At 48.3% G+C, this 16772-nt stretch carries 15 protein-coding genes and 3 tRNA genes; 5 read left to right on the top strand and 13 right to left on the bottom strand.

Features of this window, described 5'->3' with window-relative positions; all coding sequences use genetic code 11:
* Positions 1 to 6: 6 nt before the first annotated feature.
* From TW81_RS03975 to TW81_RS03915, 13 genes are all read right to left on the bottom strand, one after another.
* Positions 7 to 93 (bottom strand) — tRNA-Leu (locus TW81_RS03975).
* An 85-nt stretch (positions 94 to 178) separates the two neighbouring features.
* Positions 179 to 254 (bottom strand) — tRNA-Gly (locus TW81_RS03970).
* A gap of 3 nt (positions 255 to 257) precedes the next feature.
* Positions 258 to 331: transfer RNA gene (locus TW81_RS03965), tRNA-Cys, on the bottom strand.
* A 153-nt stretch (positions 332 to 484) separates the two neighbouring features.
* Positions 485 to 841, bottom strand: a complete 357-nt coding sequence (locus TW81_RS03960) for an MmcQ/YjbR family DNA-binding protein (protein ID WP_045954426.1) — start codon at positions 839 to 841, stop codon at positions 485 to 487.
* Positions 842 to 885: 44 nt separating this feature from the next.
* The gene (locus TW81_RS03955) at positions 886 to 1230 is read right to left on the bottom strand and encodes a HopJ type III effector protein (RefSeq protein WP_045954425.1); all 345 of its coding nucleotides are present in this window, start codon (positions 1228 to 1230) and stop codon (positions 886 to 888) included.
* Positions 1231 to 1402: 172 nt separating this feature from the next.
* A complete protein-coding gene (locus TW81_RS03950; RefSeq protein ID WP_045954424.1) occupies positions 1403 to 3712 on the bottom strand; it encodes a methyl-accepting chemotaxis protein in 2310 nt (769 codons plus the stop codon).
* A gap of 229 nt (positions 3713 to 3941) precedes the next feature.
* Positions 3942 to 4700: an SDR family oxidoreductase gene (locus TW81_RS03945; RefSeq protein ID WP_045954423.1), complete on the bottom strand. Its 759-nt coding sequence runs from the start codon at positions 4698 to 4700 to the stop codon at positions 3942 to 3944.
* A 13-nt stretch (positions 4701 to 4713) separates the two neighbouring features.
* Positions 4714 to 5619 (bottom strand): 3-hydroxyisobutyrate dehydrogenase, encoded by a 906-nt coding sequence (gene mmsB / locus TW81_RS03940; protein ID WP_045954422.1) that lies wholly within the window; start codon positions 5617 to 5619, stop codon positions 4714 to 4716.
* A 12-nt stretch (positions 5620 to 5631) separates the two neighbouring features.
* Positions 5632 to 6762: an enoyl-CoA hydratase/isomerase family protein gene (locus TW81_RS03935; RefSeq protein WP_045954421.1), complete on the bottom strand. Its 1131-nt coding sequence runs from the start codon at positions 6760 to 6762 to the stop codon at positions 5632 to 5634.
* A 17-nt stretch (positions 6763 to 6779) separates the two neighbouring features.
* Entirely contained in the window at positions 6780 to 7568 is a 789-nt protein-coding gene (locus TW81_RS03930) for an enoyl-CoA hydratase (RefSeq protein ID WP_045954420.1), read from the bottom strand.
* Positions 7569 to 7581: 13 nt separating this feature from the next.
* Positions 7582 to 8736, bottom strand: a complete 1155-nt coding sequence (locus TW81_RS03925) for an acyl-CoA dehydrogenase family protein (protein WP_045954419.1) — start codon at positions 8734 to 8736, stop codon at positions 7582 to 7584.
* Between the two features lie 9 nt (positions 8737 to 8745).
* Positions 8746 to 10239 carry a CoA-acylating methylmalonate-semialdehyde dehydrogenase gene (locus TW81_RS03920; RefSeq protein WP_045954418.1) on the bottom strand — a complete coding sequence of 498 codons (1494 nt, stop codon included), beginning with the start codon at positions 10237 to 10239 and terminating at the stop codon, positions 8746 to 8748.
* A gap of 22 nt (positions 10240 to 10261) precedes the next feature.
* Entirely contained in the window at positions 10262 to 11473 is a 1212-nt protein-coding gene (locus TW81_RS03915; protein WP_045954417.1) for a thiolase family protein, read from the bottom strand.
* Between the two features lie 249 nt (positions 11474 to 11722).
* On the opposite strand from TW81_RS03915, the gene TW81_RS03910 reads away from it, so the two are divergent.
* From TW81_RS03910 to TW81_RS03890, 5 genes are all read left to right on the top strand, one after another.
* Positions 11723 to 12100: a MerR family transcriptional regulator gene (locus tag TW81_RS03910; RefSeq protein ID WP_045954416.1), complete on the top strand. Its 378-nt coding sequence runs from the start codon at positions 11723 to 11725 to the stop codon at positions 12098 to 12100.
* 63 nt (positions 12101 to 12163) lie between these two features.
* Positions 12164 to 13333 carry an isovaleryl-CoA dehydrogenase gene (locus TW81_RS03905; protein ID WP_045954415.1) on the top strand — a complete coding sequence of 390 codons (1170 nt, stop codon included), beginning with the start codon at positions 12164 to 12166 and terminating at the stop codon, positions 13331 to 13333.
* 10 nt (positions 13334 to 13343) lie between these two features.
* Positions 13344 to 14957: a carboxyl transferase domain-containing protein gene (locus tag TW81_RS03900; RefSeq protein WP_045954414.1), complete on the top strand. Its 1614-nt coding sequence runs from the start codon at positions 13344 to 13346 to the stop codon at positions 14955 to 14957.
* Positions 14958 to 14965: 8 nt separating this feature from the next.
* A complete protein-coding gene (locus TW81_RS03895; protein ID WP_045954413.1) occupies positions 14966 to 15787 on the top strand; it encodes an enoyl-CoA hydratase-related protein in 822 nt (273 codons plus the stop codon).
* A 3-nt stretch (positions 15788 to 15790) separates the two neighbouring features.
* Positions 15791 to 16711, top strand: a complete 921-nt coding sequence (locus TW81_RS03890) for a hydroxymethylglutaryl-CoA lyase (protein ID WP_204243983.1) — start codon at positions 15791 to 15793, stop codon at positions 16709 to 16711.
* The last annotated feature ends 61 nt before the right edge of the window (positions 16712 to 16772 follow it).

Here is a 16772-nt window from a genome sequence, read left to right as displayed (position 1 = left end):
GTAAGATGGTGCCCCGGGCCGGACTTGAACCGGCACAGCGCGAACGCCGAGGGATTTTAAATCCCTTGTGTCTACCAATTCCACCACCAGGGCACACAAATCTTAATTTGTGATGCCTTTACTGAAAACGTAAAACACCATCTAAAATATCGACATACAATCAATATTAACAAAAATTTGGAGCGACACACGAGGTTCGAACTCGTGACCTCAACCTTGGCAAGGTTGCGCTCTACCAACTGAGCTAGTGTCGCAAATGGAGGCGCGTCCCGGAGTCGAACCGAGGTCCACGGATTTGCAATCCGCTGCATAGCCACTCTGCCAACGCGCCTTATATCAACGCTTTAAGTCATCTACCGTTGCGTTGGCTGCATACTCTACGGATTGAGCAAAGAGAGTCAAATAAAAATCCGGTTTTTTATTTTGTTTGCTGAGTTTTAAAGCAATATGACGCTTGTTTGATCGCGTTTGGTTATTTTTACGTCTAACCAATGCCCAGTTCTAAACGTGCTGCTTTAGAAAGTTTCTTAGCAACGAGTTGATAAGACCGTTCACACAAGTCTTGCACCAAACCATCTTCCACATCACCAGGGTAATAGATTGTCACCCAATGCCGCTTATTGGTATGGTAACCAGGAGTAATATCAACAAACTGCGACGTCAGCACCTCGCCATCTTCTGGAATGATTTTGACCGTCACGTATTCTCTTCCTTCGCGCTTGGACAAAATGGCGAACATCTTACCTTTCACTTTATACACTAAGGCATCTGGCCCAAACGGGTAGTCTGATTCAGCACAGTTAAAGCCATCGAGATAGTTGGCCAGTTCAGTATTATTCATTTTAAGCCCTCAAATGAGAAAGGAGCCCAACGCTCCTTTCTCGGTTATTTCGCGGCCAGAGCTTCACCTTGGAATCTAATGCCCTGCCAGCCAAACTGAATAAAATTACGAATATTGGCGTGATCTTGACCTTCTGGATGGCCCAATACGTCTTCACGATAAAATTTACCAAAGCAAGCCAAGGTTTCTGAAGGCGCAAGTTGGTTTAGAAGGGCAAAGGCAAAGATTTTACACGAGCCATTGTTTTGATTCGCGTCATTGAGTGTCTCACCATTAACAAACGCCGTCGGGGTGAAGTCATAGTTGGCATCAATCACTGCCATTGTATCTTCAAACTCAATGCTGCTTGGTGATTGGGTCAGGTTACCAAGAAATAATTTCAGATCCATATGTTGTCTACTCCATTTGATTTGGTTTGAGTCTATGTCAATTAACTGAACAACTTCAAGATTGGATATAACAACATAGCTGCATTGCTAACACGGTTCAAAATTATTTGTGTAAAACAAAAAGCTCTTTCGTTATGAAAGAGCTTTAAGCGGAAAGTTACACCACTCGCCTTCAATATTTAAATTGGGAGACCTCGGTATTGAGGCGATCCGATTCATTTGAAATGCCCTGTATAACGTCATCAACATCCTGTACTTGAACGGACACAGCCGAGGAAGCGTCAGCAATTGAAGTAATGCTGCCACTTATCTCATCTGTCACCGCCTTTTGCTCTTCGGTTGCAGCTGCAATTTGAATGTTCATTTCATTAAGTTCATTGAGCATGGAAACAATTTGTTCAAGCATTTGAGTATTCTTGTCACAGGTTTCAACGCCGTCTGCAACTGTGCTGTTCGCATTTTCAATACTATGAGAAACACTATCGGTCTCGCGCTGCAGTGATTCTATCTTGGCTCGGATTTCCTCAGTAGAGGTTTGTGTTCGTCCGGCGAGAGAGCGCACTTCGTCGGCCACAACCGCAAACCCTCGTCCTTGCTCTCCTGCCCTTGCGGCTTCAATGGCAGCGTTCAGTGCAAGCAAATTGGTTTGCTCAGCAATACCCTGAATCACGTCCAATACTTCAGCAATGGAGTTGGTTTCATGGTGCAATCTTTGAATCGCTTCTACGGCGGTTTTCATTTCGTCATCTAAGCGAGAAATTTCGTTCCCCAAGCTTTGCCCAACTTGGACACCTTCGCTACCCGTGTCATTGGCATTTCTAACGAATTCCGCAGCACGTGAAGCAAACTGTGCGACCTCTGCAATTGAAGCGCTCATTTCGTTAACCGCGGTGGCGACAGATTCGGTCCTATGGTTTTGATCGGCAACGGAATCACGCGCTCGATTCATGTTCCCCGCCATACTTCGCGTATTGCTATTGAGGTTATTGGTCGTTTGCGCGAATTGGCCGATGATATCTTGTAAGTGAGCAAATAGCGCATTGAGCGATACCGCCAGATCGGACATTTCATCCTTACCCGACTCTTCAAGTCGCTGAGTAAGATCATTATGCTCAGCAATCTGCTGAACTTTTTCACTGGCGAGTTTAATCGGCTTGGCAATGCTGTAACCCAACACATAAGAGATAGCAATGGCAACAGCCACCACCACGACAATGCTGCTGATGACAGTGATCAAAAGCGAGTGTGTTAACACATCAAGGTCACTTAACGCTTCTTGCTTATCTATCTCAGTAACAAGTCCCCAAGTCAGGCCCGCCACACTCACGGGCGCATAGGCAGAAAGTACCTCTACGTTACGGTAATCTTTAATTAAATCCGATCCGCTTTGCCCTTTTAGAGCAAGCTTAGACGTTGGGGTAACCACAGGCTGGCGATCTATTGCCGACGACTTTGCGCGAATCTGTGCTAACACAGACTGAGATACACCAGATTGTGCCATTGCAGAGAAATAACTTTCTGGCTCTTCCATCAGAAAACGCGACTCACTGCGAAGCAAACCATCTTGACCAACAAGGTAGGTTTCACCGCTGCTACCGAGGCCAGCATAGTTCCAATCACCTCCAAATGTCATGATGTGATTGATCTCATCAACCGGCATTTGGAAAATCAACACACCAAGGGTTTGACCTGATTGTTTAATCGGGGTAGCGATAAACGACGCGGCAGCTTCGTAAGATGGGTAATAAGGCGAAAAATCTTCGAGATAAAATTGATTCGCTGGTAAGTTCAACGCCTGCTTATATGCCTTAGCAAGGCCACTATTAGCATAGGGGCCGTTGTTTAAATTCGACGCATAATCGAGCTCTTTAAACACCGAGTAAACAACATTACCCTCTTTATCGACCATAAAGATATCGTAATAGCCAAATTGTTCCAAAAAGCCTTTGATGCTGGGGTGAAACCTTGCATGAACAGAATCATACTCAGCCCCTAAAGAGTCACTGACTAGCTTATGCTTTTCACCCGATGGATGGGTATTATGGGCAATGTAGCGAGCTTGAAGTGCCTTTCCTTGCCTAGACAACATGTTGAGTTTTTGCAGCTCATTGGCCGATGTACCGTTGGCTTTTTGATAAGAAGGCGCAAAACTTGATTGATAGTATGAGCTTAGCTGGTCTAAATCACTTTTAGACACTTTCTCAATCGGGTATTTCTGGAAGGCTTCACTGAACGCAACAATAGCTTCTTGTACACCAACTGAATTGGCCGTAGTCACGATTTGACCACTTATCTGGTTAAAGTAGCGTTCTATTTCAGCTTTTTTGATTTCTCGCACTGAAATCAATTGACTGTTTGCTCTTTGATACAACGCAGTTTCAGAAAGATCAGATGAACGCCACCCAACAATCACACCCGTTGCAACTACCGCCAAAGAACATAATAGTGTCGATGCCAACACTATCTTAGTAGCAATTCTCATAGAACCAACCTCACAGAATTTCCTTATATTTTTTATTTAGTTAGAACATGTAACAATGAACAACCGAGTTCTAACTCTTCCATCTTACTAGTGTTCCTGAAGCACAAAGATTCGGTGCTCGCAATAGCGATAGGTACACTGTCCTGTAAGTGTATACACAAAATCTAAACTTTTCGACGAAGTAGAAAAATTAATTGATAGAAAAGTCATTTTCTAATTTTATTCGACGTTACATTCTGATCCCGCCATCCACCTCGATAACCCGCCCATTGATATAGTCGTTTTCAAACATAAACCGGACTGTATTGGCGATCTCAGCAGTTTCGCCCATTCGGCCTACGGGGATCATCGACTCTAATCGGGTGATAGCTTCAGGCTTCATTTGTGCGGCCATCGGCGTTTTAATGACCCCAGGTGCAATAGCTGCGGCGCGAATACCATACTTTGCCAGTTCCTTAGCCCAGGTTGTCGCCAACGCGGCGACGGCGGCTTTCGACGCTGCATAGTTGGTCTGCCCAATGTTCCCAGCCCGAGCGACACTAGAGATATTAATGATCAGTCCTTTGCGCTCAGTTTGAATCATGCGCAGTGCAGCTTCACGACCACATAAGAACGTGCCGGTTAAATTGACATTGATGACCGAATTAAATTGTTCGAGCGACATCTTGCTCGTCTGGCCATTTTTCACCTTTACCAGCATACCATCTCGGAGAATACCCGCATTATTCACCAGCCCATCCAAGTGACCAAAGTCAGTGACAATGTCACTAAACGTTTGCTCGACTTGCGCCTCGTTAGTGACATCGGCGAGGTAATTCAACGCCTTTGCCCCTAACATATGACACTGATCTTGGGTCTGTTTTAACGCATCGTCATTCACATCAATTAGAGCTAATTCTGCACCTGCATGGGCTAATGTCACCGCCATCATTTGACCTAATCCCTGACCAGCACCTGTAATCGCAACAACACTTTCCTTTAAGTCCATAGCCAAACTCCCTCTACTTGTTGGCTTTGCTCTGATAGAACTCAAACAAGCTGGAAAAATCGAGCTCCTCGTTACCTTGCATATTGTGCAAAGCATACAAATTTCGAGCGAGTGCTCCCATTGGCACCGACGATTGACTCTTGGTCGCGGCTTCTAATCCTAGACCAAGATCTTTGAGCATTAGCTTACTCATAAACCCGGGCTGATAACGATTCGATGCGGGCGCATTTTCCATCACGCCCGGACATGGATTATAGAGTTCCAGCGCCCAGTTTCGTCCTGAACTTTGCAGCATGATATTAGACAGCACTTTGGGATCTAACCCGTTGTCGATACCTAAATTGAGAGCCTCACACGTGCCCGTCATTAAGATTCCCAGCATCAGGTTGTTACAGATTTTACCCATTTGCCCACTGCCAGTTGGGCCAGCGTGAAAGATGTTCTTACCCATGTGTTGCAACACTTGCTGCGCTTTGTGGAATGATTCATCACTGCCACCAACAATAAAAGTTAAGGTGCCCGCCTTTGCGCCCGCGACACCACCAGAAACGGGCGCATCGGCGAAATAAATCCCACGTTCTTGAGCGGCGTCACCCACCAAACGTGCGGATTCAGGATCGATAGTGGAAGAATCAATAATCAAGGTTCCCTGCTTGATATGAGTGAGCAAGCCTTGCCGATCAGAGCTACCGAGATAAACCGCTCTGACGTGCTCACCCGCAGGTAACATGGTAATCACTACGTCGGCATCTTCGACCACACTTTGCAGATCTTGGCACACCGTTGCGCCAGCGTCTGCCAGAGGCTTAGCGAGACTGTCGACTAGGTCATAAACTTTGACGCTGAGTTTGGCGTTAAGCAGATTAAGTGCCATTGGTCCGCCCATATTACCTAAGCCGATAAATGCGATGGTTTCCATGCCGAATGCTCCTTAGTAGTGTCCAAGTTGGGATAGAGGGTGAGAATCTTGCTGCCACAATGAAGTAAACAGACTATCAATGACTTTTTCATCCACCTGAGCGACATGTTTAAACCGCCAGTTGGGCTGATTATCTTTGTCGATTAAGCGTGAGCGAACTCCCTCTCGAAATTCACCTAACAGGGCACAGCGAAGCGAAAGGTCCAGCTCTAAGCGAAAACAATCTGCCAACGATAAGTGGTGATATTGCGTCATCTGTCGATAGCAAATATGTGCGGTGATGGGGCTTCCCGACGTCAAGTTGCTTTTCGCCGTCGCTAGCCAAGCTTCATTGCCAACAATCGCATTAATACTATCGACCACTTGAATCACGCTATCCGCCTGACAGGCAGTCTGGATCTGACTGAGATAGGGTGAAATCTGTGGATCAGGTTGATGTCCATGGGCTTCGGCCTGAAACGCTTCTAGCATCTCAGTAACCACTTCATATTCATCATCAACACATTCCCAATCCGCCACTTGAAGCTGTTGGAGCAACATAGCTTTGTGTTCGGGTAGCACGAGATGATCCGCAAGATGAAGTGAAAGCGCGTCGGTCGCGTTTACCATCATTCCGGTTAAACCGAGAAACAAGCCAACCCCTTGATCGAGACGATTAAGAAACCAAGTTGCGCCAACATCCGGATACAGGCCAATACTAATTTCTGGCATCGCCAAGCGAGAGCTGGGCGTGACGACTTTGTGGCTCGACCCCATATACAGGCCCATACCCCCGCCCATCACAATACCTTCTCCCCAAGCGACAATCGGCTTGCAGTAGGTGTGAATCAGGTAATCACACTGATATTCAAGCGTAAAGTACTCACAGCAAAAGTCGGTAATTTCATCATCGCTGGCGTCACGCATGACGTGGTACATGGTGCGCACATCCCCACCTGCACAAAACGCCTTGTTGCCTGTTCCTTCAATTAACACACAGACAATCGCATCATCTTCGTGCCAGAGTGTCAGTTGCTGCTTTAACGCTTTAAGCATATTGAGTGACAAAGCATTGAGTGAGTCTGCATTGTCTAATGTGGCGACTGCGATCTTGTGTTCACTGTCGCTGCAAGGTAATTCGCTGAACTGAACTGAACCGCTCATATCACGTCCTCCTCAACCTATTTGTTCTGCCATTCAGGTCGACGTTTTTCTAAAAAGGCATTCACACCTTCGGTCTGATCTTGGGTATCAAATAGGTGAATGAATAGCTCTCGCTCTTTGACTAATCCATGTGATATAGGATTAGAGCGAGTGTTTTGAATTAAGGTTTTACAGGCAGAAACCGCTGGCGGCGCCTGATTGGCGACCATTGCGGCTAATGCCATTGCCGCCTCAAGTGATTTTCCTAGCTCAACCACTTCTTCAACAAGGCCAATGGTGAGCGCCTTTTCAGCCGTAACTTGCTCACCACAAAGAATGATCCGTTTCGCCCACCCTTCACCAACTAATGCGGTTAAATTTTGGGTACCTCCCGCACATGGCAACAAACCGACTTTTGCCTCGGGTAAGGCTAACTTAGCTTGTTGCTCAGCAATGCGGATATCGCACGCCAGTGCAACCTCAAGCCCACCACCCATTGCATAGCCATTGATCGCTGCGATGGAAACCCCGCGAAACGCACTTAACGTTTCAAACGCTTCACCAAAAGCACGGGCCATTTCGGCAGCAACGCGAGTATCACCTGATGCAAACAGATTCAGATCGGCTCCTGCGCAAAAGAATTTCTCTCCCTGCCCGGTAATAACAAGCGCATAGATCTCTGGGTTTTGATTTAAAGCGGTGACCAGATCTTGCAGTTGATTCAGGCTCTGTTTTGTCCACGTGTTTGCCGGCGGGTTGTTCATGGTAATGAGCGCAACATGCTCAATGATTTCGCATTCGATCTGACTGTGTGTTTGCTGTGACATAATTCGCTTCCCCCTAGAGTATTGCCGACCCTTCACTTAAAAGGCGCCTTGCGATAATCACGCGCATGATCTCATTCGAGCCTTCTAAGATTTGATGGACGCGCACATCACGAAAGTAGCGTTCCATTGGGTATTCTTTGATGTAGCCGTAGCCGCCATAAAGTTGCAGTGCTTGATCGCACACCTTGAACCCAATGTCAGTGGCAAAACGTTTCGCCATCGCGCAGTACGCCGTTGCCTCGCTATTACCATGGTCAAGTTTGCTCGCAGCTAAACGCACCATCTGCCTTGCCGCTACGAGTTCTGTTGCCATATCTGCCAGCTTAAACTGCACTGCTTGGAAATCTGATATCGCCTGTCCAAACTGCTTACGTTCACTGACGTATTGAATTGCTTGATTCAACGCTTGCTGCGCGGTACCCACCGAGCACGTTGCAATGTTAATCCGCCCACCATCCAATCCTTTCATCGCAAAAGCGAATCCCTGCCCCTCTTCACCGAGTAAGTTGTGTTTAGGAATCAGCACATTGTCAAAAGTAATACTGCGCGTCGGTTGCGAGTTCCAACCCATTTTGGGTTCCTTGCGACCAAAGCTCACTCCATCACTATTGGCAGGAACCACAAAGGCAGAAATGCCCTTTGCACCTTCACCGCCCGTCCTCACCATGACAACCAGAACCTCGGTTTCTCCCGCACCCGAGATAAATACCTTAGCGCCGTTAATCACGTAGCCTTGATCAGTCAAAGTAGCGCTCGTACCAAGCGCAGCGGCGTCAGAGCCGGCATTGGGCTCGGTGAGACAATAAGATCCAAGCCACTCGCCGCTAATCAGTTTGGGACAGACGGTTTGCTTGACAGTCTCGCTGGCAAAACTGCTCACCATCCAGGTCACCATGTTGTGGATGGTCATAAACGCCGTGGTAGAGGTGCACCCCATCGCCAACTGTTCAAAGATGATTGATGAATCTAAGCGGCTTAATCCCAGTCCACCTTGCGCTTGTGGGGTGTAAAGACTTAAGAAACCGAGCTCACCCGCTTGTTTTAGCACTGGCTTAGGGAATATCTGTTCTTCATCCCACTTGGCCGCATTGGGTGCCAGTTGATCTCTAGAAAACTGCGCGGCAAGATCAGCAAAAGCTCTTTGATCATCATTCAATTCAAAGTCCATCTTCCCCTCCTATCGCAATTGGATGCTCATATTAGGTCCGGTTGGAATATCGTCATCAAACCAACGCGCAGTCACGGTTTTTGTTTCGGTGTAGAAACGTACTGCTTGCTTGCCGTAGGCATGGAGGTCACCGTAAAAACTGCCGCGCCAGCCAGTAAATGAGAAAAATGGTAACGGCACTGGAATTGGGACATTAATCCCGACCTGACCAACCAAAATTTCATGTTGATACTTGCGCGCAGCAGCACCACTGGCAGTAAAAATCGAGGTACCATTACCATAAGGATTGTTATTGATAAGCTCGATCGCCTCTTCCAATGTGTCGACTTCTAAACACACCAGTACTGGGCCAAAGATCTCTTGTTGATAGATAGACATGTCGGTGGTGACGCCACTAAACAAAGTCGGCCCCAACCAATTTCCATTAGGAAACCCTGCTACGCTACATTGGCTACCATTTAGCTCACATTTCGCCCCCTGAGCTATCCCTTGTTCAATTAAGCGGATCACCCGCTGTTTTGCTTGCTCGCTGATAAGCGGCCCGTATCCAGCCTGCTCATCGTTCCAGGCACCGGGCTTAACTTTGGCTAATTCGGTCGCTAAATCGCCTATCCACTCTTTCGCACTGCCGACAAATACGGCCACAGAAATCGCCATACAGCGTTGCCCAGCCGCGCCCACCGATGATCCGACTAAATTGTTAATCACTTGCGCCTTGTTAGCATCAGGCATGACCACCATATGATTTTTCGCCCCTGCAAAGGCTTGAACCCGTTTATTATTGGCGGTTCCTGTGTGGTAGATATACTGGGCAACGGGTACCGAACCGACAAAAGAGACCGCTTTAATCTGCGGGTGCTCAAGTAGATAGTCCACCTGCTCTTTACCCCCATGTACAATCTGTAACACACCTTTAGTCGCCCCCGCCTGCTCAAATAGCTCTGCCAAGCGCATCGCGGTCAGTGGCACCTGCTCTGAAGGCTTGAGAACAAATGTGTTTCCCGCTGCAATGGCAAGTGGGAACATCCATAACGGAATCATGGCAGGAAAGTTAAACGGGGTAATACCGCAACAGACGCCAAGCGGTTGGATCAGTGAATAGGTGTCGATATCGGTCGCGACATTCTCGACGGTTTCGCCCATCATATTGCTGGCAATGTTCGCCGCCTGTTCGACCACTTCGATACCTCGCCAAACATCCCCTTTAGCATCAACGGTCGTTTTACCGGTTTCCTTCGAGAGCAGCATCGCAATCTCATCATGATGCTCTTTGAGTAAGTGCTGATATTTGAGCATCACCCGTGCTCGCTCCGACACAGGCACATTTTTCCACTGGCCAAAGACACGTTGCGCATCGCAGATGGCATGCTCCATTTCTTGGTCTGTCGCACAGGGCACTTCAGCAATCACGGCGTTGGTCGCGGGGTCAGTGACCTCAATCCATTGACTGGTTTCAGAATGGCAAAACTCGCCTGCAACAAATAATGGAACTAGCTGTGTCATGGTGATTTCCTTCACTTAATCATTAAACTGGGACTTCGACTGCGATGGCAGTGGCTTCACCGCCACCAATACAGATAGCCGCGATGCCTTTCATTGATTTACGCGACGCAGGATCGCCATCGACCCCATATGCCTGTAGCTGGCGTAAGCTGTAAATTAACGTAGTGAGAATTCTTGCCCCGCTCGCACCAATGGGATGACCTAAGGCGCACGCACCGCCTTTAATGTTGACTTTACTGCTATCGAGCCCAAGCTCCTTGAGCACAATCTGAGTCACCACCGCGAATGCTTCGTTGATTTCCCATAGGTTGACGTCACCTACTTCCCAGTCGAGTTCAGAGAGTAGCTGCTCAATCGCAAAGACGGGGGCGATGGTAAATTCGCTTGGTTTACGAGCATGGGTTGTATGTGCTTTGATTACCGCCAAAGGTTGTAAGCTGTGTCTTTTGGCTTGTTCAGCTTCCATCAGGAGTAATGCACTTGCGCCATCAGAAATTGCGCTCGAGTTAGCCGCTGTGATTGAACCATTGTCGGAAAAAGCCGGTTTGAGCTTGGCGATCTTGTTTGGGTCAATGGTGCGCGGCAGCTCGTCGTAATCTACTACCGCGCCATTTGCTAGTTTCATTGGTACGATTTCAGTGCTAAACATGTTCTGCTTATCGGCAGCCAGCGATCTTTGCACGGATTGCTGCGCCCACTCATCCATTTCAACTCGGCTAAATTCAAGTTTATCGGCTATTTGCTGAGCGTAGATTCCCATCAACTGCCCTTCATAGGCATCCTGAAGGCCATCTAAAAACATGTGGTCATAGGTGGTTTTGTGCCCCATCCTCATTCCGCGTCGAGCATCAGTCAGCAAATAAGGCGCATTGGTCATGCTTTCCATGCCACCAGCCACCGCGCATTGGAGTGTGCCTGCCCGGATTGCATCATAGGCCAGCATCACCGACTTCATACCCGAGCCACACACTTTGTTCACCGTGGTACACGGCGTGCTTTGCGTCAAACCACCATTAAGCGCCGCTTGACGTGCTGGCGCTTGACCACATCCAGCCGGTAATACACAGCCCATATACACTTCGTTGACCTCACTGGCTGAGATTTGCGCTTGTTCCAAAGCCGCGCGGATTGCAGCAGCGCCCAGTTGCGGCGCCGAATACTCCGCCAACAATCCTTGAAACTTGCCGATGGGGGTTCGTTTGGCTGACACAATCCAAATCTCTGTGGGTTCCATTCCATCACTCCTTTAACTTAACTAGGTAAGTTAATCGCCATCTGTATCCTGTAGTGCCTGTCCTGCACGTCGCTAATTTAACCGACAGGATGAAGCTCAATCTAAAGCTTAATTTCTTGACGTTTACGTAAGCATAGCACTAACATTTACGTAAACGTAAAGAAACAAAATAAAACGATCAACTTAGGCACAAGTCAGACCTATTGCGCCGCATTAAAACAGCCAAGAAATAGTAGGAATTTAAGCTCAGTGGAAAAATATAAGATCAGCGATCTAGCAAAAGAATTCGATATAACAACAAGAAGCATCCGTTTTTATGAAGACGAAGGGCTAATACAACCAGATCGCAAAGGCAGTATGCGTATCTACAACCGGCGGGATCGCACACGCTTAAAACTGATTTTGCGCGGCAAAAGGCTCGGTTTTTCTCTGGCTGAAATTCGTGAGCTGTTTGAGCTGTATGATTCTCATCAAGGTGAGACTCAATTGACTGAAATGCTGAAGATTATAGACGAAAAAGAAGCGGTGCTGATGCGCCAACTCGATGACATTAAGAACATGCTTGACGATCTTAACACAGCGCGAGAGCGGTGTGAGCAAGCATTAGGCGCTAGCCAAATTAACTAGCCTCTCCGTCTTCGAGTCACAATTTGCAAAGGGTTGCCGCGCAACCCATCGCTCGGAGGCGTTATGTTATCTCAATACTCCCCTCTCAATTTTGGTTTGAGTGAATCACTCAACCTACTGCGCGAACATGTTTCGGGGTTCGCGCAACAACATATCGCCCCACTTGCGGCAGAGATTGACCAAGCCAACGCTTTTCCCAACCATCTGTGGCCATTGCTCGGCGAGATGGGGCTGCTTGGTGTTACGGTGAGTGAAGAGTACGGCGGCGCCAACATGGGTTACCTCGCACACGTGATTGCGATGGAAGAAATTAGCCGCGCCTCTGCCTCTGTTGCGTTAAGTTACGGCGCTCACTCCAACCTGTGTATCAACCAAATCGATAAAAATGGTTCCGATAGCCAACGTCAGCGCTACTTACCTAAACTGGTCAGCGGTGAACATATTGGCGCTTTGGCAATGAGTGAACCCAATGCAGGCTCAGATGTGATCGCCATGCAGCTTAAGGCAGAGTTAAATGGCGACCACTACTTACTTAATGGCTCAAAAATGTGGATAACCAATGGCCCAGATGCCGATGTGATTGTGGTCTACGCAAAAACCCTGCCCAGCCAAGGTGCGCATGGGATCACGGCGTTTATCGTAGAGAAGAGTTTTCGCGGTTTTAGCCATGCACAGAAACTCGATAAGCTCGGTATGCGTGGCTCGAACACTTGCGAGTTGGTGTTTGAAAACTGCGAAGTCCCGCGAGAGAACGTGCTAGGTGAAGTCAATCATGGTGTGAAAGTACTCATGAGCGGGCTCGACTATGAACGAGTTGTTCTCGCCGCCGGGCCGCTTGGAATCATGCAAGCCTGCCTCGACTTAGTTATCCCTTACATCCACGAGCGTAAACAGTTTGGACAGTCGATTGGCGAGTTCCAACTAGTGCAAGGCAAAATCGCTGATATGTATACCCGAACTAACGCCGCGCGCGCTTACCTGTATGCCGTTGCCAATGCCTGTGATAGAGGCCAGCCAACCCGCAAAGACGCAGCGGGTGCAATACTCTACTGCGCCGAACTGGCAACACAAATCGCCCTAGACGCGATACAGCTACTGGGGGGAAATGGCTACATCAACGAGTTTCCCGCCGGCCGTTTGCTAAGAGACGCCAAGCTATACGAAATTGGCGCTGGTACATCTGAGATACGTCGGATGCTCATCGGTAGAGAGCTGTTTGAAGAAACGCGCTAGTGAGGTCGATATGCCCGTTATAAAATCAAAGATCAAAACAGATGCCCCACTCTACGCCGACAACTATTCGGCAATGGTTGCTCTGGTCGATAAGCTACACAATGACATCGCTCAACTGAAACTCGGCGGCGGTGAAAAAGCGCTCGAACACCAGCGCAGCAAAGGAAAACTTCCCGTTCGTGAACGGATTGACTTGTTGCTTGATGAAGGGAGTAACTTTCTCGAAATAGGTCAATTCGCCGCTTGGCAAGTATACCAAGACAAGGTGCCCTGCGCGGGAGTTGTTGCTGGTATCGGTCAAATCAGCGGCCTACAATGCATGGTTATTGCCAACGACCCTTCCGTCAAGGGCGGCACCTATTACCCACTGACGGTCAAGAAACACCTCAGAGCCCAAGAGATTGCCCAGCGTTGCCATTTACCCTGCATTTATCTGGTCGACTCAGGCGGCGCAAATCTCCCCCATCAAGCGGAAGTGTTTGCCGACAAAGAACACTTTGGGCGCATTTTTTATAATCAGGCGCGCATGTCAGCGCAAGGCATTCCACAGATTGCCGTGGTATTAGGTCTGTGTACCGCAGGAGGTGCCTACATTCCGGCGATGTCTGACGTCGCAATCATAGTCAAACAGCAAGGCACCATCTTTTTAGCCGGGCCGCCACTAGTCAAAGCTGCAACGGGTGAAGTCGTGACTGAAGAAGAGCTAGGTGGTGCCGACATCCACTGCCGAAAATCTGGCGTCGCGGATTACTATGCTGACAACGAGCAGCACGCCATGCAACTTGCCAGAGAGGCGATTGCCAACACTCAGTTAAACCCTCCTGAATCTAAGCCACAACAGACAATAAACGCGTCACCGCCAATCTACTCTGCGGACGAGATTTACGGTGTGGTCAGTGCCAATCTGCGTCTCTCATTTGATGTGCGTGAGATCATTGCACGCATTGTCGATGGTTCGGAGTTTGATGAGTTTAAAGCGCTGTTTGGCGCCACCTTAGTGTGTGGATTTGCCCGGATCGAGGGACAACTGATTGGTGTTATCGCCAATAATGGCGTGTTGTTTTCAGAATCTGCACAAAAAGGCGCACACTTTATTGAGTTGTGTAGTAAACGCAATGTTCCGCTGCTGTTTCTGCAAAACATCACAGGCTTTATGGTGGGCAAAAAAGCCGAAGAGGGAGGCATTGCGAAAAACGGCGCGAAACTGGTCATGGCCGTTGCCTGCGCCGATGTACCTAAATTCACCGTCATCATTGGTGGCTCTTACGGCGCTGGAAATTACGGCATGTGTGGCCGAGCTTATGATCCGACTATGATGTGGATGTGGCCTAATGCACGTATCTCGGTGATGGGCGGAGAACAAGCGGCTGGTGTGTTAACCCAAGTGAAACAGCAAACAATGAAACGACAAGGCGTCGCTTGGCCGCAGGAAGAAGAAGCACAATTTCGTAGCGAAATACTCGATTTGTACGAAACCCAAGGTCATCCATACTATGCCAGTGCTCGGCTTTGGGACGATGGTATTATCGATCCAAAACAGACACGTACCGTATTAGCCCACGCGTTAAACATAGTGCGTCACCTTCCAAGCCGTGACACTCAGTTTGGCATTTTTAGAATGTGAGGTCTGTGATGAAACAAAACGCTCAAACGGCCGACAACCCGCTATTTGTCAATATCGATGAGCTCGGCATCGCCACTATTTCGCTTAATCGCCCAGACTATGCCAATGCGTTTAATGCTCAGGTGATCACGCAATTTAATGCCGCACTCGATACCCTTTCCGCTAATAACAAGGTACGAGCACTTGTTCTCGCAGGTCATGGCATGCATTTTTCAGCAGGAGCCGATGTCGAGTGGATGCGCTCGATGGCAGCGAAAACCCAACAACAAAACCAGCTTGACGCCTTTCAACTCGCCACTTTGCTCGAAAAACTTGATGGCTTTCCTCATCCTAGTGTCGCGTTAGTACAAGGCTGTGCTTTTGGCGGCGCACTTGGTCTCATTTGTTGCTGTGATATGGTGATTGCCAAAAAAAATGCCATGTTTTGTCTGAGTGAAGTCAAACTCGGCCTTGTTCCCGCTACCATCGCGCCTTATGTTATTCGTGCTGTAGGCGTCAGACACGCACGGCGTTACATGCTTTCGGCTGAAAAAATAGACGCAGCTACCGCTTTGTCGCTCAATATAGTTCATCAGATATGCCAGTCGGACAGCCTAGAAAATGACGCCTTGAATTGGCTCCAGCCGGTATTAACCCATAGCCCTCAAGCACTAATCGAAGCAAAGAAGCTCTGTCACACTTGTCACAATGCCCCGATTGACGAAGCAATGAAACGCTACACCAGTGACCTAATCGCTAATATGCGGGTCTCACCTCAGGGACAAGAAGGCCTAGCCGCATTTCTCGAAAAGCGCGTACCGAACTGGTACAAGCTGGATGGAGAGAAATAGATGATGAGCCATACAAACATCTCGTTGCCAGAGTCGGTAAAAATCGTAGAAGTGGGCCCTCGCGATGGTCTTCAGAACGAGGCTGCACTTCCTCTCGAGGTTAAGATTGAGCTAGTCAATCGCTTGTCCCGCACAGGACTCAAACACATCGAGTCCGGTGCATTCGTGTCAGCGGCCAAAGTACCACAAATGGCCAACTCAAGTGAGGTGTTCGCTCGCATCTCGCGCCAACCGGGAGTCAACTATTGCACGTTAACTCCCAATGTTCGCGGGCTTGAATCGGCGATTGCCAGTGGAGTAAACCAAGTCGCGGTGTTTACCTCAGCATCTGAAGGCTTTTGCCAACGCAATATCAATTGCTCTATTTCGCAAAGCCTTGAGCGATTTAAGGACGTTATAGCGTTGGCATCCAAGCACGCAATTCCCGTGCGAGGCTACCTCTCGTGTATTGTTGATTGCCCTTACGATGGCGCGACTCACCCCAGCCAAGTAATGAGTATCGCCAGAGAGATGTTAGACATAGGGTGCTGTGAAATATCTCTTGGAGATACAGTGGGTACAGGTACGCCACTTAAGATAGCCAAGGTTATCGAAGCCGTGTTGAGCCAGGCAAAACCTGAGCAAATTGCTGCTCATTTCCATGATACATACGGACAAGCACTCGCCAACCTATATCAAGCACTGCAAATGGGAATAACCAGCATAGATTCCAGCGTCGCCGGATTAGGTGGATGTCCCTACGCGTATGGCGCTGTGGGTAATGTTGCCACAGAAGATGTTCTCTATCTCTGCCAAGGACTTGGCATTTCCACGGGCATCAATCTCAACCAGATGATCAATACCGCTTGGTTTATATGTCAACATTTGAATAAGCGACCCACATCAAAGGTCTCCCTTGCTGCTGAACATAAATTGTTCAGCTAAATATGTGTCTAACCTCCAATTTTTCACTTTTCCATCTATAAAGCGCGTGAATTCACAAGAT

Origin of the sequence: Vibrio galatheae (assembly GCF_000967545.1) — a bacterium.
Classification (GTDB): domain Bacteria; phylum Pseudomonadota; class Gammaproteobacteria; order Enterobacterales; family Vibrionaceae; genus Vibrio; species Vibrio galatheae.
Note: the sequence above shows the minus strand (reverse complement) of the source record. Positions and strands in the feature narration are given on the sequence as shown.

Bases quoted from the DNA above. Each gene is read 5' to 3' on its own strand.
- TW81_RS03960 (WP_045954426.1), bottom strand. From the start codon at position 841: ATGAATAATACTGAACTGGCCAACTATCTCGATGGCTTTAACTGTGCT.
- TW81_RS03955 (WP_045954425.1), bottom strand. From the start codon at position 1,230: ATGGATCTGAAATTATTTCTTGGTAACCTGACCCAATCACCAAGCAGC.
- TW81_RS03950 (WP_045954424.1), bottom strand. From the start codon at position 3,712: ATGAGAATTGCTACTAAGATAGTGTTGGCATCGACACTATTATGTTCT.
- TW81_RS03945 (WP_045954423.1), bottom strand. From the start codon at position 4,700: ATGGACTTAAAGGAAAGTGTTGTTGCGATTACAGGTGCTGGTCAGGGA.
- mmsB (WP_045954422.1), bottom strand. From the start codon at position 5,619: ATGGAAACCATCGCATTTATCGGCTTAGGTAATATGGGCGGACCAATG.
- TW81_RS03935 (WP_045954421.1), bottom strand. From the start codon at position 6,762: ATGAGCGGTTCAGTTCAGTTCAGCGAATTACCTTGCAGCGACAGTGAA.
- TW81_RS03930 (WP_045954420.1), bottom strand. From the start codon at position 7,568: ATGTCACAGCAAACACACAGTCAGATCGAATGCGAAATCATTGAGCAT.
- TW81_RS03925 (WP_045954419.1), bottom strand. From the start codon at position 8,736: ATGGACTTTGAATTGAATGATGATCAAAGAGCTTTTGCTGATCTTGCC.
- TW81_RS03920 (WP_045954418.1), bottom strand. From the start codon at position 10,239: ATGACACAGCTAGTTCCATTATTTGTTGCAGGCGAGTTTTGCCATTCT.
- TW81_RS03915 (WP_045954417.1), bottom strand. From the start codon at position 11,473: ATGGAACCCACAGAGATTTGGATTGTGTCAGCCAAACGAACCCCCATC.
- TW81_RS03905 (WP_045954415.1), top strand. From the start codon at position 12,164: ATGTTATCTCAATACTCCCCTCTCAATTTTGGTTTGAGTGAATCACTC.
- TW81_RS03900 (WP_045954414.1), top strand. From the start codon at position 13,344: ATGCCCGTTATAAAATCAAAGATCAAAACAGATGCCCCACTCTACGCC.
- TW81_RS03895 (WP_045954413.1), top strand. From the start codon at position 14,966: ATGAAACAAAACGCTCAAACGGCCGACAACCCGCTATTTGTCAATATC.
- TW81_RS03890 (WP_204243983.1), top strand. From the start codon at position 15,791: ATGAGCCATACAAACATCTCGTTGCCAGAGTCGGTAAAAATCGTAGAA.